Genomic DNA, 22,211 nt, shown 5'->3' with positions numbered 1-22,211 from the left:
TATAAATGTATAACTAAAGAATAAATGGTAAAAAATACAATTGACATAGATTATTTGTATATGTTATATTAGTTAAGCTGATTGATTTTAAAAAAGTAAATATAGTGAGTAAGTCAGATGATCGCATGCGTAAGCATGAGGAAAGTCCGAGCTCCATAGGGCAAGATGCTGGGTAACACCCAGTGGGGGTAACCCCAAGGATAGTGCAACAGAAATAAACCGCCTAAGTTTATACTTAGGTAAGGATGGAAAGGTGAGGTAAGAGCTCACCAGCAACTAGGCGACTAGTTGGCTCTGTAAACCCCATCTGGAGCAAGACCAAGTTAGGGAGATTTGGAGGTGGCTGCCCGTCACCTTCCCGTATGGTAGGTTGCTTGAACCCATTGGCAACAATGGGTCTAGATAGATGATCGTCTAATACAGAACTCGGCTTATAGGCTTAGTCACTTGTTATAAATACTAGCATGTAGAGAATGGAAATGGCAAATTTCCGACATTCTTCCGACATGCTTTTTTTATTTCATTAAATTGCTTAATTTGTCAGTTGCTTTTTTCTGCATATCTAAATTAACGTGAGAATATATATTTAAGGTTGTATTTATATCACTATGTCCAAGACGGGTTTGTATAACCTTGAAGTCAATTCCTTGCTCTAGCAATAAAGTTGCATTAGTATGTCTTAAGTCATGAAACCTTATATTTTTATTAATGTCATTAGCTTTTAATATTTTCTTAAATCGTACTGTATAATAATTTGGATGGATATATTTACCGTTTTCCCATGTAAAGATAAAATCATATTTCTTAGAGTTAAAGGTATTCTCTATATAATTAGGACCATATTTTAATTTAAGTTCATTTTGTAATAGCTTATGTTTTTTTAATAGTTGTATAATATTATTTGATACATACAATGTTCTCATACTCTCATCTGTTTTTGGAGTACTCATTACCACGTTATTATTAGTATATACTAGGTTATTTGTTATATTGATACAGTTATTGTTATGATCTATATTGCTCCATTCAAGTCCTGCAAGTTCTCCACGTCTTAGACCTAATTCCAATATTACTTGCAATGCTATTCTCATTACATAATCGTTATAGTTATTACTTTTATCTAGAGTATTAATAATCTTCTTAAATTCATCAATAGTAAGTGTATTAGGAGTAAATTTTTCTCTTTTAGGTCTATCTACATACTTGCATGGATTATCTTTTAATACTTTTAATTTAATAGCTCTATTGAATAATGAGTTTAAGACTCCATATATCCCCTGTAAAGATGAACTGCTAAGTCCCTTTTTCTTTTCTCCTTGTAATAATTTTTCTATCTTTATTGCTGTTATATCTTTTAATGAAGTGTAGCCAATATAAGGTTTTATGCTGTTTTTATATATTTCTTTATATCTTTGGTAAGTTGTTATTTTTCTGTTTTCTTTAATAAAGTTTTCTAACCAATCATTAATGTAATCATCTAAGAGTATTTTTTTAGGTTCTACATATCCATTATCATAATTATTAAGGGCGTTTCTTAAAGCTTCAAGGGCTTCTTTTTTGGTTTTCCCCCCAGCTCGTTCTATACGCTTACGCTTTCCAGTTTCATCTCTATCAATTTCAAATGAGTAGTACCACCTATTTCCCTTTTTTCTTACTGAACCTTCCATGTTATCACCTCCTTTCAAACATACGTTCTTATTAAATATAAAAAAAATTATTTTATTGGCATATATCCATAAAAGCGTTGTCTATGATGAACTATTAAACTTAAGTCTTGTCCAAATATTAGAGCTAATCTATATTCCATAAATTCATATGTAACGTTAAAATGTTCGGCTAATTCTTCTATCATTAAATATGTATTATCTATAAATTTTAGTTTCTTTAACATAAACATAGGGCATAGAAGATAAGCAGACATTCTCTTGGCTTGTGATTCCTGCTTATCTAGTAGAATGCTTTTTATATACTCTGCTTGATTTCCACAGTGTAAGAGTACATGACAAAATTCTTCTGCTAGTTCTTGCCTATGTTCCTTAAAAGGTAGTCTATTATCCATGACTATAATGGATTTATTTTTTCTTATAATGGTTTTACTACATTGATTAGCATAGAGTAAAGTTATATTCTTATACTTTGAAATAATTTGTTCTAAATTTATCTCCCAAGGATAATTTATATTATTTTCTATCAAAATGAGATTAGCTTTATCTTCTAAATGATTAGGGTGTTGTTTAAATATTAAGTCTTCTAGAGTCAACTAGTCCTCCCCCTTTAAACGTTTTTACTCATCTTCTTCGTCCATTTCATCAAATTTCTGAGAAATGACATCCCAAATACTTAAAAGTTGCTTAATTTTCTTCTTTGGTGCATTCTTCAGGTCATGAAAAAGAATGCTTATTTCTGGGTCAGATTTTATCTTTTCAAGGAGTTGTAATTCCTCTTGAGTAAGGTCATGTTCATTTATATTGTCGTAAAGATTGCGAGTATTTGCTTTACCTAGAAGATAGTCTAATGAGACATTAAAGAATTCAGCTAACAATTTCAATGTTTCATATGATGGATGTAATTTCCCAGATTCATATTTTTCGTATTCTTGACAAGGAATATTAAGAAAGTTAGCTATATGTTCCTTACTAATATTCTTCTCTTTTCTTAAATCATATAAAATTTCATGTATAGCCTTAGTACCAAATAAATCATTTACAGATACATTTAAAGCATTTGCTATTTTTTGAAGAGTATCCATGGAAGGATTTTCTTTAATTCCTTTTTCTATATTACTTAAATAACTACCACTTATATTAGCTAAACGAGCAGTTTCATTTAGACCTAGTCCTTTACTCTGACGTATTAACTTAATATTATCTCCTATCATAGTATCACCTCCTAAATAAAAAAATATTATCTGTTAGAATACATTATATTCTATTGGATAATAAAAGTCAATGAAATACCTAGAAAATTAAAGAAATTATTTGTAAGATAATGATAATTTACAACAATCGTTATCTATGAGATAATAAGGGGTTAGTGTTATCTGGGGGAATATGATACTATTATCCTGTGGAAAACAAGGGGGTGAAAAAATGAATGAGATAAAAAGTATAAGAGCTAGATTAAATTTATCTGTATATGATATTTCTAAGATTACAGGTTTGACACCTGGATACATTTCTAATCTAGAGAATGGTAAAAGAAATAATCCATCAAAAGAAACCATGGAAAAAATATCAAAGGCATTAGATAAAACAGTGTCAGAAGTTTTCTTTAAATAAGATTTATAAAAATAAAAAATTTTGCAACAAATATAGATTGAAAACGACATAAGTTTATGAAGGAGTGAGAAAATTGAATATAGAGGAAGCAATAAAAAATAAAGTATCAGAAGCTATTACTCAAGGACTTGAAATTGAACTAAATAAATTAGTTAACTCATTGAATACTATTAGTTCCGCTCTTAAAAAAGCTAATGAAGATATATCTCTATATACGGTTGAGGAAGTATCTAAGATATTAAAAAGTAATCCTAATACAATCTACAGCTTAATAAGAGAAGGGAAGTTACAGGCTCTTAAGCTTGGAAGATATAAAATACCTCACTATGAACTAGATAGGTTTTTAAGAGATAACTTGGGTCAAGATTTATCTGAATATATTGGATAAAAATACAAGTACTATCTAGGATTTTAATATCTTGATGTTGTGCATAGAGTATTCCTTTTTAAAAAGGGAAACCTTGAATAGCGATTCAAAAGCTATATCAGTAAAATTTTACATAGCTTAAGGAGGACTTATATGGAAAACATAATAAAAATCAACTATAAAAACGACAGACAAACAATAAGTGCAAGAAATTTATGGGAGTTTTTAGAAAGACCTCATAGTGAATTTATGAAGTGGTTTTCTAGATATTCAGACTATGGATTTGTTGAAAATATTGACTACAGAGGATATCGACTAAAAAGTCGACATGCTAATGGGAGAGATTATGAAGTAACAGACTATGAAATAACAATTGATATGGCTAAAGAACTAGCAATGTTACAAAGAACAGAAAAAGGTAAGATAGCAAGACAATATTTTATAGAGTTAGAAAAGAAATGGAATAGCCCAGAGGCAATAATGGCAAGAGCTTTACAAATGGCAGATAGAAAGATTTTAGATTATAAAGACACAGTTTTTCAGCTTGAAAATAAAATAGAAGAGGATAAGCCTAAAGTATTGTTTGCAGAAGCAGTACAAGCCTCAAAGACATCAATTTTAGTAGGAGAACTAGCAAAATTATTAAGACAAAACGGTATAGATATAGGACAGAATAGATTATTTAAATGGCTAAGAGATGAAGGTTACTTAATAAAAAGAAAAGGGACAGATTACAATATGCCAACACAAAAGAGTATGGATTTAGAATTATTTGAAATAAAGGAAACGTCAATTACCCACAGTGATGGTCATATAAGTGTAAATAAAACACCTAAAGTAACTGGTAAGGGACAAGTTTACTTTATTAATAAGTTTAAGGAGTGGTTAGATGAAAAATACAGTAAATAAGCTTATGAAAGAATTTGAGTTAAGTAAAGAATATAGAAAACTAGTTGAAGAGATGTACAAAGATGCTTTAAAGCAATTTGGAAAAGGTGCTTATGGTATGTGTAGAAATGTGCTAGCTGAATTTACAGGAAAGTCAATATATTTTACGGTGCAAGATGTAGCTGATATAACAGGAAAGAGTTCAAAGGAAGTAGTTGAAAGTATAGAGGAAATGAAAGAAAGTGGAGAGATTAGAGAAGGTGAACATGTATTCACTGTAGAGAAGGACAAGTATATAAATTAAGGGGTGGTTATAAAATGACAGATAACTTTAAGAATGTAATTTCAGGGGAAATACCAATATCACATAATCCAAGATTCGGTGAAAGGTTGGATAACCATTCAAGTAAGTATAATGCCCTTTCTAAAGAATTAGAAAAAGCAAACATAGACATACAACTACTATTAGATGTTGTACAAGCTACAAAAGAGCTAGAATGGTTGGGATATGAAGAATGTTATAAGTTAGGACAGCTAGACACACTAGAAATTATAGCAAACAGGCTTAAGAAAAATAAAACTCATAAGGAGAAATCACATGAAGCTAGTTTATGTAAATAATCATATAGACACTAAGATAGAAGAATTTTTAAATAATTTTGCAGAAACAACAATAGAAAACATAGTAAATGAAGCTTATAAAACTTTTGATGATGATAAAGGTAATGATATAGTATCTGAGCTATACGGAGGAAATGTCAAAGAGTTAAAAGAGCAGTTTAAGGAAATATTAGGAGATTACTTAGAATTTCCATTTAGGATATTTAAGGGGGAGATATGATGTTAAAAGAAAATTTTAGAAAGAAAATATCAGATAAAATTATATTTTATCTTGAAAGAAAAGAAGGGTCTATTTTTAAAGATATGCCACTGGAAGAACTTTTAATATGGAACTTATTAAGTAAGCCAGTACCTAAAGATACAAAAGATATACAAGAATGTCACAATCAAATAGTTTGGATTAGAAGAATAACACCGTGTTTATTAAAAAAACATAGAGAATATAAACGTAAATTAGGATCATATTTAGGAGGATATACAGATTTAATAGCTATGACTTATGCAAGGTTAGAACATATATGTAAGTTATATGATGAAGTAGATTTACCAATGAAAGAATTTATTCAAGTAGCCGGACTAAATGAAGGAGATGTAAAAACATTTTTTAATAAATATTTTTATGGAATACATAAAGGTATGAGTAATTATATGAGCTACCTTAATGATGGTATTGAATCGGAGCGTACAAAATATAACGAAGGGTTCAAATGGAATAGAAACGGAATGCCATTATTCGATTTAACAACAAGTTTTTTAATTGATTATGTGATACCAAAATATAAAGAGCAGGTTGGAGAAAAACAATACTATGATGAATTCTCAAATTTATTCGATAATCAATTGCCGATGTATACTTTAAAAGAAGATGAAAACGGAAACAAAACACTTGAACAGTATTACCCAAGACCTAAGCTTATTAAAGGAGGTAAATAATGAAAACTATAACAGGGAAAAAATTATTAGTTTACTATGTTGGAAAAGCAAAGGATATGCCTAACTTTATAGAGCAAAAAGAAAAAGCCAACTAAAAGTTAGACATGTAAAAATAAAAACTATACAAATTATACTAAATAAACCTATATAAATTATATTAAATAAAGAATAATAATGCAAGTTGGACAAGCAATATTATTTAACAGAAGGGGAGAAACCTCTCCTCTTCTTTATAACACGAGGTGGAGTTAATGAGTAATAAAGGTTGGATAAAACTTCATAGACACTTAATGGATAAAGCTATATGGATAGACTCAACTCCTGAACAAAAAACAATACTAATAACATTGTTAATGATGGCGAATCACAAAGTAAAAGAATGGGAATGGAAGGGCGAAAAGTATGTAGCTAAGCCTGGACAATTTGTTACTAGCCTTGAAAAAATAGCCATAAATGCAGGAAAAGGCGTATCAATTCAGAATGTTAGAACAGCTTTAAAGAAATTTGAAAAGTACGGATTTTTAACAAACGAATCAACAAACAAAAATAGGCTTATAACTATTGAAAATTGGGAGTCATACCAATGTAAAGATGAAGAATTAACAAGCAATCAACAAGCAACTAACAAGCGACTAACAACTAACAAGAATGTAAAGAATGAAAAGAATGATATATATATACTTACACAAAATGAAGAAGATTTTTTAAAGGTTTTAAATACTATAGACAATTATCCTTTTGATAGGGAAAAAGATTTGAAAATGTACCATACTTTAAAAGAACGATATGAGCAATTGGATATGTTAGAAGCAATAAAGCAATGGTCAGCATATAAACTAGATGAACCATTAAAAGCTAAATCAAATGCTCGTAGTCAAATTAACACTGCATTTAAAAAATATATTGAATGGGGAAAATGCCTAAAAGAAAATAAACAAGATAATGAAGCAAACTATGACTATAACTGGAGAGGAACTGACAGGAGGTTTTAAATGTGATTGAAGTCTTAAGGATTGAAAGAGAAGTTTTAGGAAGTTTCTTATTAGATAAAGGAACTCATGAATATATACACTATCTTGATGAAGATGATTTCATAGATGAAAGCAATAGAAAGGTATTAAATTCTATTAAAAGTCTAATAACCCAGAATAAAGAAGTAAATTATTTTGAAGTACATGAAAAGACTAACTTAGATATAACCTATATAACCGACTTAACTGACTTAGTAGCAACTACTAGATACATAGAAAGTAATATAAAGCTACTTAAAGATAAAGCTAATAGAAGGAGATTAGAAGAAAAGGCAAAGTTAATTATAGATATGACTAAGGACTCTAATGTTGATGTAGAGACAATAAAAAATAATGCTATGCAGGAAATAGATAAAATAAAATCTATATCTAGTGATGAAGTTACAACACTAAGGAAGGCTATGTTAGACACTATAACAGTTTTAGAGAAAAGGTCAGAAAATAAAGGTGATAAATCCTATTATACTGGAATATCAAAGCTTGATATAGCTACATCAGGACTACATGAAGAGGAATTAACAACTATAGCAGCTAGACCAGGAGTAGGTAAAACTGCAATAGCAATGCAAGTAGGACTTAACATAGCAAATAATAAAAGAAAAGTGATGTTTACTAGTTTAGAAATGTCAGATATACAATTATGTCAGAGAATAATTGCGTCACATTCTAGAATAGATGGAAATGATTTAAGACGAGGTAATCTGAATGAAGAGGGGTGGAAAAAAACTATATCAGTAGCTCAAAGATTTTGTTGGGATAACTTTATTTTAGATAAAACAAGCAAGAATACAGAGCATATACGAACTAAAATAAGAAAATATAAGCCTGATTTAGTTATTATAGACTACTTGCAACTTCTTAAATCAGTAGGTAAATACAGTAATAGAGAACAAGAAGTATCAAGTATAACTAGAGATTTAAAGTTAATGACTCTTGAATTTAAGATACCAATTATAATGCTTAGTCAATTAAACAGAAATGCAGAAGGAAACAGACCAACGCTGGCAGATTTGAGAGAGTCAGGAGCAATAGAGCAAGATAGTGACAATATTATATTTATCCATAAACTAAATAAAGATGAAATTGGAAAATTAATTAATAATGGAACGTATACAAGGGAAACGGTACAGGAAATACACAAAAGAGGTAACGTTTTAACAGATATAATACTTGAAAAACAAAGAAACGGTCCTGTTGGATTTTTTGGAATGGTATATGTACCTAGTTTAATGAAATTTATATCTATAGGATAAAAGGAGGATATCTAAAATGTTTAAATATAAAAGTGAAAAATTCATTTTAATAAAAGCTAACTTTAAAAAAAATAAGAGGATTTAGATATAAACCTAAAGATGATGATTACACGATTATATGTATAAATAACTCAATGCCAAAATGGAGACAACAAAACACTTTTCATAAGTTAATTAAAAAAAGAAAGATAAGCTATCTTAAATCAAAACTTAATAAGATAGACATAGAAAATAATAAAAGGTGTATTTAGAAAACAAACCCCATGCAAACATATTAATATTTTTTATAATTCAATAGTCTAAGGAGGGATTTTATGAAGCTAATAACTTCATATAGGGATTTGCTCAGTGAGATAGATATATACAATACTAGACTGGAAAACTTAGAAAGAGAATTATATGGAGTAGAGAGAATAAAACATACACATAAGATAGATTTAGATAGATATGTAGATAGACACACTAAAATAGTTAATGAGATGGCGTCAATAAGAGCAATCATAGAGGATAAGGAACAGAGTCAGAAAGAAATATTAGACAAGATCAATAAATTAGAGGGATTAGAATATAAAATCGCTTACAAAAGGTTTATAGAAGGAAAGACACATAACGAAATAGCCAAGGAAGTAGGATATACAGAACAATATATCAGAAAGATATTTTGTAAAAGAGTCAACAAAGAGTCAACACACATGCAAAAAACAATGTGATACAATGTTATTAGGTTAAGGAATAAATAAATTCCTTGTCCTCCTTTGAATAGTTCCGTTATCTAAATCTTATGTCGTGTACTTTAAGAGAAAAGAATGCATTACATTAAAGCAATCTTGTTCATTATCTTAACCCCAGTTGACTTATAATTCCTTGATATTTTTTAAAAAAGTCACTCTTTGAATAGAGTGGCTTTTTTAATTATAGCTCATCTACCAAGTTGTAGAAGGAGAGACCTAGACTCGGCATAGTTGAGACTGGATTTTTTAAGTTAAAAAAATACTAATAGAGGGGGTGGTTAAAATGACCATGCCCTAAACAGGTATTAATTTATAATAGAAGTTTTAGGAGTGAGTATACGTTTTGAAAATAGAACACAAATGTAAAAAATGTATGTGGGGGCATTGGTTAGAAGATAAAGCATTTTGTATATTGCCTAGGTGTGTAAAGGGAAAAGAAAAAAAGAGGGTTAATAATCAACCCTCTTAGTCCCTTTTTTTAGGCATAGGACCGTATTCACGTTCCATAGCCTCAATAGTTATTATCCACTGTTTTCCAAATTTTTTTACATCAATATTTTCTTGAAGTTTACCGTATGATACAGCTTTACGCAGTGTACTTTCGTGTAAACCCCATAGGTCAGTAGCTTCTTTGAAGCTCATTAGACCATCAAAAGGATTTGTTTTGTTCATTTTTAAATTCACGCTCCAATTTCTTTTTTATATGAAATAGATGTAGTTGGCGAATTTTTAAACATATAGAAATACCTAATATAGTAAAGATAATATAGTCTAACGATAATAGGTGTTTAAAGTCTAACTTTACAAAGAAATATAATAGTATTAACCATGGTAGACAGTTTAATAAATTGAAGGTTTTTTTCATAATAATGTGGTATACTATATAGTAGGAATAGGGGAGAGAGTTAATTCCCTCTCCTTATCCTTCTGATTTCTAGCTTTAGCTTTTCATTTTCTAACTTTGCTTTTTGGTTGGACAGCCAGAGTTTATGCAATGTTAAGAGTGATACTGCTAAAGCTATTGTTTTTTCTACTATACGTTCCACTTTGCACCTCCTTTCTATAATTATATTATATCACGTTATAGTGAAAACATCAAGTAAAATATAGAATTATTTATCATATTTTCTAAAATAATCTAATTATGAAATAATAAAAACTACTGTTATAAATTTTACAGTAGTTTTTATTATTTAAAAAAGAGGTGAATAAATTAGAGGTGAAACAACATGTACTGTGGAGCTAAAACAAGAACTGGACAACCCTGTAAGAATAGAGCTATGGCAAATGGAAGATGTCGTATGCATGGTGGAAAATCTACAGGAGCAAAAGACAAAGAAAAGCTTAAGAAAAATAAAAATGCTGTCAAGACGGGAGAGCATGAAACAATATGGCTTGATACACTAGACAGTGAAGAAATAGAGTTAATAGATAGAATTAACTTAGATAAAATTAAACAAATAGATGAAGAATTGAGGCTGTTTACTATAAGAGAAAGAAGAATGTTAAAGAGAATACAAGAGCTTAAAAATAAAGATTGTATTGTTGCAAGTAGACAAGCTGGAATTATAAATAATAAAGAAACAAATTTAGTAGAAATGACCACAGCACTAGATAAGATACATGATATAGAAGAAGCATTAACAAGGGTACAAGCTCAAAAAACGAAGCTTATTGAATTAAAACATAAGCTAGAAATAGACTTGAATACAGATGATAACACAGAAGCTATAGAAAACTTTATACAAGCTACTACAATGACAAGTGAAGAAATAGAGAACTTGTTTAAGGAAGAAGAAAATTGAGATTATTTAAAAAGAAAGTTAAACCTTTTAAATTTAAGCCCTTTTCCCTTAAACAAAAAAGATTATTAAACTGGTGGGAAGATGGTTCACCTTACAAAGATTGTGACATTGTTATAGCAGATGGGGCAATCCGAAGTGGGAAGACTATAGCTTGTATTTGTAGCTTCTTAAAATGGAGTCAGAAAAACTTTAACAACGAAAGCTTTATAATTGCTGGAAAGTCAATAGGTTCACTTAAAAGAAATGTTTTAGAGCCTATGAAAAAAATTCTAACAGCTTGGGGTTGGAAGTTTACACATAATAGGTCAGAAAACTATATTATTATCGGAGATAACATATATTATCTATTTGGTGCTAATAACGAAGCTAGTCAGGACACCCTGCAAGGTTTAACTAGTGCTGGAGCTTTAGCCGATGAAGTGGCTTTATTTCCTCAAAATTTTGTTGAACAAATGCTTGGGCGTTGTTCTGTTAAAGGTTCAAAAGTATTTGTAAACTGTAACCCAAAGAGTCCTTATCACTGGTTTAAAACAGAATATATAGATAAAAAAGAAAAGAAAAAAATATATTATCTTCATTTTACTATGGACGATAATCTAAGTCTTGCAAAAGATACTAAAGAAAGATACAAGCGTATGTTTAGTGGTGTATTCTTTAAACGTTATATTTTAGGCTTGTGGGTTATGGCAGAAGGTTTAATATATGACATGTTCAATAAGGATAAACATAGTCGTAAAACGGAAAATAGAGCGTATGTACAACATTATGTATCTATAGATTATGGAACACAAAATGCTACAGCTTTTATACTATGGGGAAAATATAAAAACAAATGGTATGCAGTTAAAGAATATTACTATAGTGGTAGAGAAAAAGAAAAGCAGAAAACAGATAATGAGTATTATAAAGATTTAGATGACTTTATAGGGAATATAAAGGTTAGAGGTATAATAATAGACCCTTCGGCGTCTTCTTTTATAACATTAATTAGAAAAGAAGATAAGTATAGAGTTATAAATGCTAAGAATGATGTATTAGATGGTATCAGAAACGTTGCAACATGCCTAAATGAAGAGAAAATACTATTCAACGATTGTTGTATAAATACATTTAAGGAATTTTTCTCTTATGTTTGGGATGAAAAAGCTTTAGAACGTGGAGAAGATAAACCAATAAAGAAAAACGACCATGCCTTAGACGCTGTTAGGTACTTTGTGCATACTATAGTATGTAGAGGACAAGCAAAAGTTATTGACATATAGGAGGTGACAAATTGAAGTTTGAAAGTACGTTAAAGCTAGATAAAATGAAAGAAAAGAAACATTTATATAAAATAAGAAACAATGATTTTGACCCTAATGAATTTATTACAGATTTTATCCCTATTAGGAATGAAAGACTAAGGAAATATAAGCAATATACAATTGAGCATAATCTAATAAATGATAGACCTAAGCCAGAGAGTAAACTGTTAAAAGTTCATAATAAAATTCATAACAGTTTTTATAATTACATTGTAGACCAAAAAGTTGGTTATTTGTTCGCTAACCCTATAGCGTATCAAGTTGCTACAGATGTAGAAGAAAAAGAAAGACAATATTTTAAAGATTTTATAGATAGTCAAGATATGTTTTTACTAGACATAGAAAGTGGAATACAACAAGGTGCTTGTGGCGTTTCCTACAGGTTATTAGACATAGAAACAGAAGAAGACGGTACAAAGCCAAAGTTAAAAAATATTGAGTCCTGGAATGCTTATATATTAGGAGATAGTGAGGCAGGAATAATACTAGATGAGGATTACACAGATAAGGGGTATACACAAGTGTTAACCCTTTATACAAAAGAACATATAAAAATATATCATCATTATGCCGAAAGACTGGAGTATATTAATGCTTTTAAGTTAGTTGATACAAAGTCTAACTTAATTAATATAATTCCAGTTTTTCAATTTATAAACAATTTAGAGTACCACGCAGATTTTGAAACTGTAGAGGATTTAATCGACGCATACGACAGAATAATTTCTGACGCACAAAACGAAATTGAGCAATTTAGACTTGCGTATCTCCTTGTAACTGGTACAGACCTAGGAGACGCAACAGCCAAAGATATATTTACTAAACAAACTGGTATATTCAATATTCCTGATGAAAAGGGAGAAGCTAAATTTTTAACTAAAGATATACCAGTCGACTTTTTTAAATATATAGTTGAAACACTAGAAAGAAATATATATAAATTTAGTAAAATCGTTGATGTAAACGACCCTGCCTTTGCAGGAGGTAATGAGTCAGGAGAAGCTAGAAAGTGGAAAATAATAGCTTTAGAATTTAAAGCAAATATTACACAAGAGTTTTTCAAAAAAGGCTTAAATTCTATGTTTAAATCTATAGTGGCGTATATGCATATAAAAGAAAACATGACTAACATAGAATCTAAAGATATTTATGTAGACTTTACTAGAACACTTCCAGTTGATTTAGGCTATTTAGCTGATACATTAACTAAATTACATGGTTTACTATCAAGGAGGTCGACTATAGCTCAATTACCGATTGTAGACGACGTAGACCATGAGTTACAATTGCTTGAAGAAGAAAGAAAAGAAACAGCTAATTTATTTAATTCATATGAAGGTCTAGAAGGTGAAGAAAATGCAAAACTACTGGATAAATCGCAAGAAGGAACTTTTAACAGTAGCAATAAAAAACGAAAACAAGACACTACAAGAAATCAAGAAGTTATATAACAGAAAGCTTGATGATTTAGAAAAGTCTATAGCTCAATATTATGCTAATTATGGAGCTGATAACGTAATAGACTACCAGGAACTTTTAAAGGCTATGACAGTTGAAGAAAGAGCAAAACTATATCAAAAGACAGAGCAGTTAATACAAGAAAGACCTGAACTAGCACGTTTTACAGAGGTTAGATATAGCTACTATAAGTTACAAAGGTTAGAGGGGTTACATGCTGATATGCTTCTACAATTGTATGAGATGGGAGCTATAGAAGAGGAAATACTATATAATCGTTTAGCTACAACCTACAAAGATAGTTATTATAAATCTCTATATAATAATGCTATGTACTATGAAATTACAAGAAAATATAATACAGTAGATAAGACCATTTTAGACATGATCCTAAATAAACGTTGGGTAGCTGGAAAGAATTTTAGTGAAAGGATTTGGAAAGCTACTAGTACACTATCAGATATATTAAAAAATGAATTTGGACAAATGTTAGCAAGTGGTACATCTCTTGATAAGATGACTAAGAGACTAAAAGAGCTATTCAATACTAAATGGCATGAAGCTGAGAGATTAGTGAGGACTGAAAGTGCCTTTGTAGTTGAACAAGCTAATTTAAACGCTTATAAAGAAGATGGAATCCAAGAATATAAATTCTTAGCTACATTGGATACTAGGACTAGTAAAAAATGTAGGGGACTTGATGGCAAAGTATTTAAAATAATTGAAGCAGTTGAGGGAGTAAACTATCCACCTGTACACCCATACTGTAGAAGTACGACAATAAGTGCTATGTCTAAGCCTAAGTATAGAGCTATGAACATAGGCAGAGGATATGAAAGAATAGAATTTATGAAATATGACGACTGGTACAACAAATATATAAGAGCTTCTTAAATTTGTCCTGGATATGACATTAAAAGGTCTATTTTTTATACCTAAAAGGAGGAATTAAATTGCTTGATAAAATAATTAATCTGCATTCTATAGCTATTGTTTTATTAACGATAGTATGCTTTACAGCTACTTCTTTAGAATGCAAGAGCAAAACACAAAAAGTATTAGGCTTAGTAATGGCTTTACTATACATTCCTATCCTTTTCTTTTTAATAAAAGTATATTAACAATTCAAAAATTTGGACTATTAGGGCATGTACTTAATGGGACAAAAAGGAGGTTTTTATTATGAAAAAAGATTATAAAAAAGAAGGTTTTAAAATAAATTTACAACTATTCGCAGATGGAGAGCCAACAGGAGGGGCAGGAGACGCACTTAATGGTGGCACTCAGAGTTCAAATGACACTAATGATACATTTACATTAGATGATTTTAATAACTTTTTAGAAAGCAATGTAGAAGCTCAAAAGATATTGCAGTCTAGAATTGATAGTGCGGTATCGAAAGGTGTTGAAAGTTTTAAACAAAATAAAATGCCTAAGTTAATCCAGGAAGAAATAAATAAACGTTCTAGTAAGACACCAGAACAGCTACAACTTGAAGAAATGAAGCAAGAAATAGAAAAGATGAAGCAAGAAAATACAAGGAAAACAATAGAAACAGAGATAGCTAAACAGGCTGATAAGTTAGGGATTGAGGTAGATTTTGCACTAGATTTTTGCATTGATTCTACATCTTTAGAAAACACATTAGAAAAAGTAAACAAATTCAATGAATATGTTGAAAAAATAGTAGAAGAAAGAGTCCAAACATCAGTAAATGAAAGGTTTAAGCAAAATTATAATAAGCCACAACAAAATATATCTCTAGAAAATAATACAACAAGTAATTACAACAGCTTAGACATTATAAAACAACAATTAGGAAAATAACTTAAAGGAGTGATTTTTTTATGAAAAAAACAATGGATTTAACTAGATTAGAAAATATAGATTTATCTCAGGCGATTGCTTATGCTTCACCAATGGACACGCCATTTATAACACTACTTTTACAAAATGGATTAGTTGAAAATGCTAATTCTACTAAAATTACATGGAGAGAGGCAACACTAGACGCTAATAGAAAAGGTCCTAAACTAGAGGGTGCTGACGCTACAAACATAGGTAAAACAGTAAGAAGAGAAATAGAAAACAACCAACAAATTTTTGAAAGAACTGCCGAAGTATCGGGGTCTTTAGACGCTATACAAGTTAAAGGGGTTGCAGGTGGAGAGTTAGCTCAGTCCATTAACGATAGAATGATAGAAAATAAAATTGACTTAGAATGGTACGCAATACAAGGAACTAAAGCAGACGAAGCAGGGGAAACACCTAGACAGATGAACGGTATTATAAACTTAATAAATTCTGCTAATAAGTTTTCTGTAGCAAATGCAGAAGGTAGAATCTCGGCAGATGATTTAATAAAAGCTTTTAGGCTACCATGGGAAAAGGGAGCAGGTGGCGACAAGATTATAATGTGTGGTGCTACTGTAAAAGAATATCTAAATACACTACTTAAAGTTGATAAAGGAGTGAGTATTCCAGTGTTACAGGGAGGAGGGAACATTATAGGAATAACAGCAGATAGAGTGCACACAGATTATGGAAGTGGAAACATAATACTAAATAGACATATCCCTGCTGAAACTATAATCATCTATGATTTACAAAATTGTAAACTAAGACCACTTAGAGCTATGAAAGCTGAACAACTTGCAAAGAACGGAGATAGCAGTAAATACATGATTATAGGGGAATACTCTTTACAATTTAATAACACATATGCAGGTAGTGTTATAACAGGAATAAAAGGTTATGTTGAACCAGTTGCAACAACACCACAAACGCTACAGGCATAATAAAGGAGGTAATTAACTATGGCAAGTAAAAAGAAGTATAGAGTATTAACACCAAATCCAAGAATGTACGTTGCGTTAAATGAATTACACGGATTATGGTCGGATGAAAATAAAATTATAGAAACAGATGATAAAAACATATATGACTACCTATTAAATTTTAGTGGATTTCAAGACGTAAGCAAACTATAGGAAGTGAAAATATGATAGAGAGAATAAAAATAAGACTAAATATTACAGATACTACAAAAGATACTCTATTAAATGAACTTATCACATCGGCATGTGACAGCATTATGTTACGTGTCGGTGTAACTGTATTTCCACGAATATTAGAGTCTATCGCAGTAGAAACAGTAATAGCAATGTATAACAGATTAGGTTCAGAAGGACTAGAAAGTGAAAGAATAGACGTTATAACAAATGACTTTATAAATGATTTACTAGAACCATACCAGGAACAATTAGAAAGTTTTAAAGTAGGTTTAAAAGATATAGACGAAAACGCCACAGGAGCAGGAACAGGAGGGGTGATTTTCTATTGAGATATGATGGAAAAGCTACGTTTTTTAAATATGAATATATAGAAAATGAATTAGGTGACCCTGTTCCAAAGCCTAAACCTATAGGAAACTTTGATGTACTAACAACACCCTTTACGCATGAAGAAATACAGCTTTTTGGATTAAATAAAATAAATACAATGACTAAAGTTCTATGTAAAAATAGAGAAGTGGTTGACTCTAGAGAAATAGAATTTGATAAAAAACTTTATAAAATCACTAGAAAGAATGACTATAAAAAGGTCATTCTTTTTTATTGTGAGCTGATAGAAAGTGAAAGTTAAATTTAAAGTAACAGGTGCTGACAAATTTAAAAGAGCTTTAAAAGCGTGGGAAAAAGAAACAGAAGAAAAAATTGTAAAATCTGTAGATACCTTTACTACAAATGTACGAGATAGTGCAAAGTCAAACGCTCAAGTTGACACTGGAGAAATGAGAAGAGAAATAAAGAAAAGACCTTTGATAAGGCAAATAGGTTATGTTAAAGGTGAAGTTGTTGCAGGAGCTAAACATTCACCTTTTAAGGAGTTTGGTCATTTAGTAAAAAAAGGTCAATTATTTTTCGACAAGCGTAGTGGCACATATAAGCGTGTAAAAGCTACTAAATGGGTAAAAGGTCGTTATTACATGACCGACGCTTATACAGAGCATGTGAAAGGCTTTAAAAGAGATTTAAGAAGGGCGTTGATAAGAAAATGATAAGAAAGTTATCTTTAAGACCTTTGCATGTAGCATTAAATAGTCTTTTAAAAAAATATGGAATAAAGCTATCAGATAAAAATTTCCCATTTGTAAATATAGATATACCAGGTATTTTTAATAATGATACTAAGACTTTTAAAGGTGATGAAGTCTTAGTGTTTTTTACGATTGTAGATGATTCAAATACAAATATTAGACTATATGAAATAGCTGAAAAAATAACAGAAGCCTTAGAAGAAGGATTAACAGTACAAGACTTTACCTGTGAAATATCTAGAAACAGTAATAGTGGAGTACAAGAAGAAGAAAACTACAGGACTTTAAGGCTTGGATATAACTTTAAACTTACACAAATTAACTAAAAAAAGGAGTGTTTTTTATGGCAGAACAAATGAAAGTACAAGTAGCTTCTTATCTGGGAGTTAAGAAAATCGTTAGAATAGCTGACTTAAATACAGCTGAAATTTTGGCTATAGGTGGACAAAGAAGTTCTACAGTTAATAAGACAGCAGATACGATAGATGTTTCTACTAAAACAGGTGGAATCTTGAACATGAAGGAAATTATGACTAAGCTAGGAGTTACTGACTACAAACCTAAGGAATACAATGACTACAAAGAATATATACAAGGACAAAAAGAATGGTCTATCGAAACAGAGGGGGCATTACCTTCTAGCGATACAGCTTTTAGTATATTAGATAAGGCATATCAAGACGGTGAGCCTGTAATCGTATCAGAATTGGATTTAGGAAGAATGAAAGAAAAAATAGGAATTGCCTATGTAGTAGATATGTCCGAAGAAGCACCACAGGAAGACTTGGCAAGTTATTCACTTACTTTACAGGGAACAGGTGAGCTTGTAGAAAGAGATTATGTACCAACACCACCAACAGGAGAATAGAAAGGGGTTAGAATATGAGTAGATTTGGAACTTTTGTACCTTATGAAGAACTTGTAATTGAAAAAAAGTTTTATGATAAAAAGTTAAAACAAGAAAGAAAAAAGAAAGAAGTATATAAATTAAGATTACCAAGATACTGGAAAATAAAGCTAGAACAAAGCTATGGAATAGATATAATAAGATACTATGCTGACATGTGTACAACAGGCAGTATAGGTAATGAATACAAATTCGGAGCAGTATTATGGGCGTTATTAAACGGCGGGGGGCAAAACTTTACAGAAGAAGAAGCATGTAATTTTATTGATTATGCTGTTAAATATGCAGGATATGACGCTTTAGCCTTTGCAGTCCATAGTGCTTTAACTGGAGCATTAATGACAGATGAACAATATAAGAAATATAAAGAGCTAACTAGGTATATGAATGAAAATGAACCACCAGAGATACTGGAGGTAGAAGAAAAAAAGTAGATAGTAATGAGCGTGATTTTGCTATTGCAGTTATAGACTTAAAATTAAGTCCAAGTGAATTTTGGAATCTTACAGAGCGTGAATATTTCACGCTTTTTTTACGTTTCATTGAGAATAAGCAAAATGAATTAATAGAGCAAAGAACTGTAATTATGAATGCTCATTACAATCTTAGCAGAAAGAAAGGGAAGCCATTTCAAAAGTTCCCGTTTGAAAGATTTACAAGTAAAAACAAAGCTATAGCAAAAACAAAAGAAGATAAACAACAGTTATTCTCTCAATTTGGAGGTAAGGTGGTGATGTAACTTGTCAGATGAATTAGTTGTAAAAGCTAAAGCCGAAGTTGATTCGGCAGGGGTTAAGACAGGTATAGACAAAGCCACAACGGAAGTTGATAAATTTCAAAGTAAATTAGAAAATTCTTTTAAAAAAATGAGTGATATGGGGGACAATCTTACTAAAAAGATAACTGTTCCTTTAATGGCTCTAGGTGGTATAGCTGTTAAGTCCTTTATGGATTTTGAAGAAGGATTGGCCAAGACGTCAACACTATTTGGTGATGTAAACGTAGATATGAATAAGCATAAAAAGACTGTCCTAGATATGTCTAAAACATATGGTATAGCTAATACAGAGATTAACGAAGCCTTTTATCAAGCTTTATCTGCTGGAATTCCTGCAACACGAGATATGGGAACAGCAACAAAATTTATGGGTGAAATGGCTAAGTTAGCTAAAGGTGGCTTTACTCAGTTAGATACAGCCGTAGACGCCACTACTTCTGTATTAAATGCTTATAACTTAGAGACAGATAAAGCTAATAAGATAGCTAATATATTAATAAAGACACAAAACTATGGTAAAACAACAGTTGACGAACTAGGGAAGTCCTTAGCTCAAGTTGTTCCAATTGCTTCAAATTTAGGTGTTAGTTTTGAACAGGTAGGAGCTTCAATTTCTGCTTTAACAGCACAAGGTATTAAAACTCCTGAAGCAATGACACGAATGAGAGCCTTATTAGACGAAGTTTCAAAGGGTGGAACAAAGCTATCAGCAACATTTAAGAAAGTAAGTAAAAAAACCTTTGTTGACTTTATTAAAAGTGGTGGAGACGTCCAACAAGCTATGCAACTCTTAAAAGACCATTCAGATAAGACAGGGAAAAGTTTCGGAGACATGTTCAGTTCAAGTGAAGCAAAAATCGCGGCGTTATCCTTAACATCGGAAAAAGGAGCTAGTGTATTTAAAAAGTCTTTTAAAGACATGCAGGGTGACGCCGACGCTTTGACGGACGCTTTTAATAAAATGGACAATACATCTAAAGCAAGTTGGACAAGATTTTTAGAAAAATTAAAGAAGGTTGCTATACAGCTTGGAGAATCCCTTATGCCATCTGTAGAAAAGGTATTAGATGGAATCGGAAAACTAGTTGATGGATTTAGTAACTTACCACAACCAGTTAAAGATTCTATAGTTCAGTTTGGATTATTAGCCATGGCAACTGGACCAGTTATAAAGACGATTGGAAAAGTAGGAAGTACAGTCACAAGCTTAACAGGAAAACTAGCAGGTGGAAAGGGATTAACTAGTCTATTAGGTAATACAGCTAAAGCACTTGGAGCAACTGGAGCAAGTTCTAGTATAGCAAGTGGAGCATTAGGGGGATTAGCTTCTTCAGCTCTTGGAGCAGTAGGAGCAGTTGCACCATTTGTTCCTGTAGTTGCGGGAGTAGGAATTGCAGGACATCAAGTCTACAAAGCTTTAACAGAAAAAACGAATCCTGCTTTAGACCTATTCGCAGATAAAACAGAACATACAACAGAACGTGTTAAATTAGCCAATGGGCAGGTAGCAGAGTATACAAAAGTTACAACTACTACAATATCCGAAGAGACAAAAAAACAACTAGGAGCTTTTATGGAGCTGTCAATGGGTGCTAGTCAGTTACTAACAGACATGTATGCTTCACAACAACTAGCTACAGATGAAAATATAACAGCTTTAACAGGCAAATTTACGCAGATGAAAGATACTATAATAGGAAAATACGAAGAACAAAAGAATGGCATGATACAAAAGACTACAGAAGCCTTTGTCGGCATGAAAAGTATAACAGCAGAGGAACAACAAAGTTTACTCGAATCTCTTAATAGCTATTATACAGAAAAAATAAAAAGAGTAAATGAGAATGAAAAAGGAATAGAAAAAATATTACAAGAAGTTAGAAGAAACAAAGGACAGATAACATTACAGCAATACCAGGAACTACAGAATTTACAATCTAACTATGAAAGTCAAGCTATTCAAATGTTATCAAGAAACAAAGCAGAGCAAGAAGTAATTTTAAATAACTTAAAAAGTACAAAAGGCAAAATTACAGATGAAATGCTTTCAAATGCTGTTAAAAAGATAAATGAAGAGAAAAACAAAACTTTAGAAGTAGCTAAAAAAGAAAGAGATGAGAAAATAAGAATAGCCAGTGAAATTAAAGAAACTTTAGGGAAAGAAGGAGAAGAAACAGCTCAAAAAATGATTGATGAAGCTAACAGACAGTATACAGAGGTTAAAGATAAAGCAGAACAGACCAAAAAGGAAGGAATCGACAGACTGGCAAGTGCTTACTCAGGTCTAAGAGAAACAATAGATGTAGAAACGGGGCAAATATTAAGCTTTTGGAGTAAATTAAAAAAGGCATGTAGAGAAGTAGCAGACGAATTGTCCAAATATGAAGGTATTTCTAATGTTCCATCACATGGAAGTTTACCAAATCCTAGCAAATCAAGTTCATCTGCTAATAGAAAAAGAACTGGGCCACAAGAAAGAGCTAATGGTACACCGTTTTTTACTGGTGGAGCTACATGGGTACACGAAAGAGGTCCAGAACTTATAAATCTACCAAGGGGAACTCAAATAATACCTAATAGTTTATCTAAATACATGATGAATTCATATGGTAAACAACTAGCTAAGAATACACAAAAATCTTCATCAAGACCTATAGAGTATCATATTCATAATCCTAAGGAAAATACAACGTATGAAAATATGAAAAAGTTTGAACAAATGCAGAGAAGACTTGCTTTAAACATATAATGAGGTGGT

The 22,211-nt window shown here is 31.0% G+C and carries 31 protein-coding genes and 1 other RNA gene; 27 read left to right on the top strand and 5 right to left on the bottom strand.

Annotation, left to right across the window (positions count from 1 at the left end):
• Window positions 1-105 precede the first annotated feature (105 nt).
• Window positions 106-450, top strand: an RNA gene (gene rnpB, locus CLPU_RS04885) — RNase P RNA component class A.
• Window positions 451-515: 65 nt separating this feature from the next.
• Here the strand turns inward: rnpB and CLPU_RS03790 are convergent.
• From CLPU_RS03790 to CLPU_RS03780, 3 genes are read right to left on the bottom strand one after another with little or no spacing between them, the layout of a single operon-like run.
• Entirely contained in the window at window positions 516-1,667 is a 1,152-nt protein-coding gene (locus CLPU_RS03790) for a site-specific integrase (RefSeq protein ID WP_050354323.1), read from the bottom strand.
• Between the two features lie 47 nt (window positions 1,668-1,714).
• On the bottom strand, window positions 1,715-2,260 hold the full coding sequence (locus tag CLPU_RS03785; RefSeq protein ID WP_050354322.1) for an ImmA/IrrE family metallo-endopeptidase: 546 nt from the start codon (window positions 2,258-2,260) through the stop codon (window positions 1,715-1,717).
• 24 nt (window positions 2,261-2,284) lie between these two features.
• Window positions 2,285-2,878 (bottom strand): helix-turn-helix domain-containing protein, encoded by a 594-nt coding sequence (locus CLPU_RS03780; protein ID WP_050354321.1) that lies wholly within the window; start codon window positions 2,876-2,878, stop codon window positions 2,285-2,287.
• Between the two features lie 211 nt (window positions 2,879-3,089).
• On the opposite strand from CLPU_RS03780, the gene CLPU_RS03775 reads away from it, so the two are divergent.
• The 10 genes from CLPU_RS03775 to CLPU_RS03730 all read left to right on the top strand — a co-directional run bounded on the left by CLPU_RS03775 (window position 3,090) and on the right by CLPU_RS03730 (window position 9,081).
• Window positions 3,090-3,278, top strand: coding sequence for a helix-turn-helix transcriptional regulator (locus CLPU_RS03775; protein WP_050354320.1), 189 nt, complete (start codon window positions 3,090-3,092; stop codon window positions 3,276-3,278).
• Window positions 3,279-3,351: 73 nt separating this feature from the next.
• On the top strand, window positions 3,352-3,666 hold the full coding sequence (locus CLPU_RS17610; RefSeq protein ID WP_200898477.1) for a helix-turn-helix domain-containing protein: 315 nt from the start codon (window positions 3,352-3,354) through the stop codon (window positions 3,664-3,666).
• A 132-nt stretch (window positions 3,667-3,798) separates the two neighbouring features.
• The gene (locus tag CLPU_RS03765; protein WP_050354319.1) at window positions 3,799-4,554 is read left to right on the top strand and encodes a phage antirepressor KilAC domain-containing protein; all 756 of its coding nucleotides are present in this window, start codon (window positions 3,799-3,801) and stop codon (window positions 4,552-4,554) included.
• The gene (locus tag CLPU_RS03760; protein ID WP_050354318.1) at window positions 4,535-4,837 is read left to right on the top strand and encodes a hypothetical protein; all 303 of its coding nucleotides are present in this window, start codon (window positions 4,535-4,537) and stop codon (window positions 4,835-4,837) included. The genes CLPU_RS03765 and CLPU_RS03760 overlap by 20 nt, the downstream gene beginning before the upstream one ends.
• A 14-nt stretch (window positions 4,838-4,851) precedes the next feature.
• Window positions 4,852-5,154 (top strand): hypothetical protein, encoded by a 303-nt coding sequence (locus CLPU_RS03755; RefSeq protein ID WP_050354317.1) that lies wholly within the window; start codon window positions 4,852-4,854, stop codon window positions 5,152-5,154.
• Window positions 5,132-5,374: a hypothetical protein gene (locus tag CLPU_RS03750; protein ID WP_050354316.1), complete on the top strand. Its 243-nt coding sequence runs from the start codon at window positions 5,132-5,134 to the stop codon at window positions 5,372-5,374. The genes CLPU_RS03755 and CLPU_RS03750 overlap by 23 nt, the downstream gene beginning before the upstream one ends.
• Window positions 5,374-6,087: a hypothetical protein gene (locus CLPU_RS03745; protein WP_050354315.1), complete on the top strand. Its 714-nt coding sequence runs from the start codon at window positions 5,374-5,376 to the stop codon at window positions 6,085-6,087. Before CLPU_RS03750 ends, CLPU_RS03745 begins: the two co-directional genes overlap by 1 nt.
• Before the next feature lie 251 nt (window positions 6,088-6,338).
• Window positions 6,339-7,079 (top strand): phage replisome organizer N-terminal domain-containing protein, encoded by a 741-nt coding sequence (locus tag CLPU_RS03740; RefSeq protein ID WP_050354314.1) that lies wholly within the window; start codon window positions 6,339-6,341, stop codon window positions 7,077-7,079.
• Window positions 7,080-7,081: 2 nt separating this feature from the next.
• Complete coding sequence (locus tag CLPU_RS03735; protein WP_050354313.1) at window positions 7,082-8,371, top strand: replicative DNA helicase; 1,290 nt, start codon at window positions 7,082-7,084, stop codon at window positions 8,369-8,371.
• 314 nt (window positions 8,372-8,685) lie between these two features.
• Entirely contained in the window at window positions 8,686-9,081 is a 396-nt protein-coding gene (locus tag CLPU_RS03730) for a hypothetical protein (protein ID WP_050354312.1), read from the top strand.
• 486 nt (window positions 9,082-9,567) lie between these two features.
• Here CLPU_RS03730 and CLPU_RS03725 read toward each other — a convergent pair whose 3' ends face one another.
• Window positions 9,568-9,774 (bottom strand): helix-turn-helix domain-containing protein, encoded by a 207-nt coding sequence (locus CLPU_RS03725; RefSeq protein WP_050354311.1) that lies wholly within the window; start codon window positions 9,772-9,774, stop codon window positions 9,568-9,570.
• Between the two features lie 233 nt (window positions 9,775-10,007).
• Entirely contained in the window at window positions 10,008-10,148 is a 141-nt protein-coding gene (locus CLPU_RS17495) for a hypothetical protein (RefSeq protein WP_164492050.1), read from the bottom strand.
• Window positions 10,149-10,331: 183 nt separating this feature from the next.
• Here CLPU_RS17495 and CLPU_RS03720 point away from each other — a divergent pair, with 183 nt between their 5' ends.
• The 16 genes from CLPU_RS03720 to CLPU_RS03660 all read left to right on the top strand — a co-directional run bounded on the left by CLPU_RS03720 (window position 10,332) and on the right by CLPU_RS03660 (window position 22,202).
• A complete protein-coding gene (locus tag CLPU_RS03720) occupies window positions 10,332-10,907 on the top strand; it encodes an HGGxSTG domain-containing protein (RefSeq protein WP_050354310.1) in 576 nt (191 codons plus the stop codon).
• Entirely contained in the window at window positions 10,904-12,169 is a 1,266-nt protein-coding gene (locus CLPU_RS03715; RefSeq protein WP_050354309.1) for a PBSX family phage terminase large subunit, read from the top strand. The genes CLPU_RS03720 and CLPU_RS03715 overlap by 4 nt, the downstream gene beginning before the upstream one ends.
• Window positions 12,170-12,180: 11 nt before the next feature.
• Window positions 12,181-13,662, top strand: a complete 1,482-nt coding sequence (locus CLPU_RS03710; protein ID WP_200898476.1) for a phage portal protein — start codon at window positions 12,181-12,183, stop codon at window positions 13,660-13,662.
• On the top strand, window positions 13,568-14,563 hold the full coding sequence (locus tag CLPU_RS03705; protein WP_200898475.1) for a minor capsid protein: 996 nt from the start codon (window positions 13,568-13,570) through the stop codon (window positions 14,561-14,563). Before CLPU_RS03710 ends, CLPU_RS03705 begins: the two co-directional genes overlap by 95 nt.
• Window positions 14,564-14,622: 59 nt before the next feature.
• Complete coding sequence (locus CLPU_RS17165; protein WP_157857700.1) at window positions 14,623-14,790, top strand: hypothetical protein; 168 nt, start codon at window positions 14,623-14,625, stop codon at window positions 14,788-14,790.
• Between the two features lie 61 nt (window positions 14,791-14,851).
• Window positions 14,852-15,496: a capsid assembly scaffolding protein Gp46 family protein gene (locus CLPU_RS03700; protein ID WP_200898474.1), complete on the top strand. Its 645-nt coding sequence runs from the start codon at window positions 14,852-14,854 to the stop codon at window positions 15,494-15,496.
• A 20-nt stretch (window positions 15,497-15,516) separates the two neighbouring features.
• Window positions 15,517-16,467 (top strand): SU10 major capsid protein, encoded by a 951-nt coding sequence (locus CLPU_RS03695; protein WP_050354307.1) that lies wholly within the window; start codon window positions 15,517-15,519, stop codon window positions 16,465-16,467.
• 18 nt (window positions 16,468-16,485) lie between these two features.
• Window positions 16,486-16,659, top strand: coding sequence for a hypothetical protein (locus CLPU_RS17160; protein WP_157857699.1), 174 nt, complete (start codon window positions 16,486-16,488; stop codon window positions 16,657-16,659).
• 11 nt (window positions 16,660-16,670) lie between these two features.
• Window positions 16,671-17,012 (top strand): phage head-tail connector protein, encoded by a 342-nt coding sequence (locus CLPU_RS03690; protein WP_050354306.1) that lies wholly within the window; start codon window positions 16,671-16,673, stop codon window positions 17,010-17,012.
• Window positions 17,009-17,314, top strand: coding sequence for a hypothetical protein (locus CLPU_RS03685; RefSeq protein ID WP_050354305.1), 306 nt, complete (start codon window positions 17,009-17,011; stop codon window positions 17,312-17,314). The genes CLPU_RS03690 and CLPU_RS03685 overlap by 4 nt, the downstream gene beginning before the upstream one ends.
• Window positions 17,304-17,729 carry an HK97 gp10 family phage protein gene (locus tag CLPU_RS03680; RefSeq protein WP_050354304.1) on the top strand — a complete coding sequence of 142 codons (426 nt, stop codon included), beginning with the start codon at window positions 17,304-17,306 and terminating at the stop codon, window positions 17,727-17,729. Before CLPU_RS03685 ends, CLPU_RS03680 begins: the two co-directional genes overlap by 11 nt.
• Window positions 17,726-18,094 carry a hypothetical protein gene (locus CLPU_RS03675; RefSeq protein WP_050354303.1) on the top strand — a complete coding sequence of 123 codons (369 nt, stop codon included), beginning with the start codon at window positions 17,726-17,728 and terminating at the stop codon, window positions 18,092-18,094. Before CLPU_RS03680 ends, CLPU_RS03675 begins: the two co-directional genes overlap by 4 nt.
• Before the next feature lie 17 nt (window positions 18,095-18,111).
• Window positions 18,112-18,636 (top strand): phage tail tube protein, encoded by a 525-nt coding sequence (locus CLPU_RS03670; protein WP_050354302.1) that lies wholly within the window; start codon window positions 18,112-18,114, stop codon window positions 18,634-18,636.
• A gap of 14 nt (window positions 18,637-18,650) precedes the next feature.
• Entirely contained in the window at window positions 18,651-19,109 is a 459-nt protein-coding gene (locus CLPU_RS03665; protein WP_050354301.1) for a hypothetical protein, read from the top strand.
• Between the two features lie 152 nt (window positions 19,110-19,261).
• A complete protein-coding gene (locus tag CLPU_RS17155) occupies window positions 19,262-19,414 on the top strand; it encodes a hypothetical protein (RefSeq protein WP_157857698.1) in 153 nt (50 codons plus the stop codon).
• A gap of 1 nt (window position 19,415) precedes the next feature.
• Entirely contained in the window at window positions 19,416-22,202 is a 2,787-nt protein-coding gene (locus tag CLPU_RS03660) for a phage tail tape measure protein (RefSeq protein WP_050354300.1), read from the top strand.
• The last annotated feature ends 9 nt before the right edge of the window (window positions 22,203-22,211 follow it).

Source organism: Gottschalkia purinilytica (assembly GCF_001190785.1).
In the GTDB taxonomy this organism is placed as follows: Bacteria; Bacillota; Clostridia; order Tissierellales; family Gottschalkiaceae; genus Gottschalkia_A; species Gottschalkia_A purinilytica.
Note: the sequence above shows the minus strand (reverse complement) of the source record. Positions and strands in the feature narration are given on the sequence as shown.

What these genes read in the sequence shown, in the direction of transcription:
- CLPU_RS17160 (WP_157857699.1), top strand. Translation starts at nt 16,486, where the DNA reads ATGGCAAGTAAAAAGAAGTATAGAGTATTAACACCAAATCCAAGAATG.
- CLPU_RS03665 (WP_050354301.1), top strand. Translation starts at nt 18,651, where the DNA reads ATGAGTAGATTTGGAACTTTTGTACCTTATGAAGAACTTGTAATTGAA.
- CLPU_RS03670 (WP_050354302.1), top strand. Translation starts at nt 18,112, where the DNA reads ATGGCAGAACAAATGAAAGTACAAGTAGCTTCTTATCTGGGAGTTAAG.
- CLPU_RS03690 (WP_050354306.1), top strand. Translation starts at nt 16,671, where the DNA reads ATGATAGAGAGAATAAAAATAAGACTAAATATTACAGATACTACAAAA.
- CLPU_RS03675 (WP_050354303.1), top strand. Translation starts at nt 17,726, where the DNA reads ATGATAAGAAAGTTATCTTTAAGACCTTTGCATGTAGCATTAAATAGT.
- CLPU_RS03725 (WP_050354311.1), bottom strand. Translation starts at nt 9,774, where the DNA reads ATGAACAAAACAAATCCTTTTGATGGTCTAATGAGCTTCAAAGAAGCT.
- CLPU_RS03765 (WP_050354319.1), top strand. Translation starts at nt 3,799, where the DNA reads ATGGAAAACATAATAAAAATCAACTATAAAAACGACAGACAAACAATA.
- CLPU_RS03745 (WP_050354315.1), top strand. Translation starts at nt 5,374, where the DNA reads ATGTTAAAAGAAAATTTTAGAAAGAAAATATCAGATAAAATTATATTT.
- CLPU_RS03720 (WP_050354310.1), top strand. Translation starts at nt 10,332, where the DNA reads ATGTACTGTGGAGCTAAAACAAGAACTGGACAACCCTGTAAGAATAGA.
- CLPU_RS03750 (WP_050354316.1), top strand. Translation starts at nt 5,132, where the DNA reads ATGAAGCTAGTTTATGTAAATAATCATATAGACACTAAGATAGAAGAA.
- CLPU_RS03790 (WP_050354323.1), bottom strand. Translation starts at nt 1,667, where the DNA reads ATGGAAGGTTCAGTAAGAAAAAAGGGAAATAGGTGGTACTACTCATTT.
- CLPU_RS03760 (WP_050354318.1), top strand. Translation starts at nt 4,535, where the DNA reads ATGAAAAATACAGTAAATAAGCTTATGAAAGAATTTGAGTTAAGTAAA.
- CLPU_RS17155 (WP_157857698.1), top strand. Translation starts at nt 19,262, where the DNA reads ATGAATGCTCATTACAATCTTAGCAGAAAGAAAGGGAAGCCATTTCAA.
- CLPU_RS03755 (WP_050354317.1), top strand. Translation starts at nt 4,852, where the DNA reads ATGACAGATAACTTTAAGAATGTAATTTCAGGGGAAATACCAATATCA.
- CLPU_RS03775 (WP_050354320.1), top strand. Translation starts at nt 3,090, where the DNA reads ATGAATGAGATAAAAAGTATAAGAGCTAGATTAAATTTATCTGTATAT.
- CLPU_RS03695 (WP_050354307.1), top strand. Translation starts at nt 15,517, where the DNA reads ATGAAAAAAACAATGGATTTAACTAGATTAGAAAATATAGATTTATCT.
- CLPU_RS03780 (WP_050354321.1), bottom strand. Translation starts at nt 2,878, where the DNA reads ATGATAGGAGATAATATTAAGTTAATACGTCAGAGTAAAGGACTAGGT.
- CLPU_RS03740 (WP_050354314.1), top strand. Translation starts at nt 6,339, where the DNA reads ATGAGTAATAAAGGTTGGATAAAACTTCATAGACACTTAATGGATAAA.
- CLPU_RS03705 (WP_200898475.1), top strand. Translation starts at nt 13,568, where the DNA reads ATGCAAAACTACTGGATAAATCGCAAGAAGGAACTTTTAACAGTAGCA.
- CLPU_RS03700 (WP_200898474.1), top strand. Translation starts at nt 14,852, where the DNA reads ATGAAAAAAGATTATAAAAAAGAAGGTTTTAAAATAAATTTACAACTA.
- CLPU_RS03730 (WP_050354312.1), top strand. Translation starts at nt 8,686, where the DNA reads ATGAAGCTAATAACTTCATATAGGGATTTGCTCAGTGAGATAGATATA.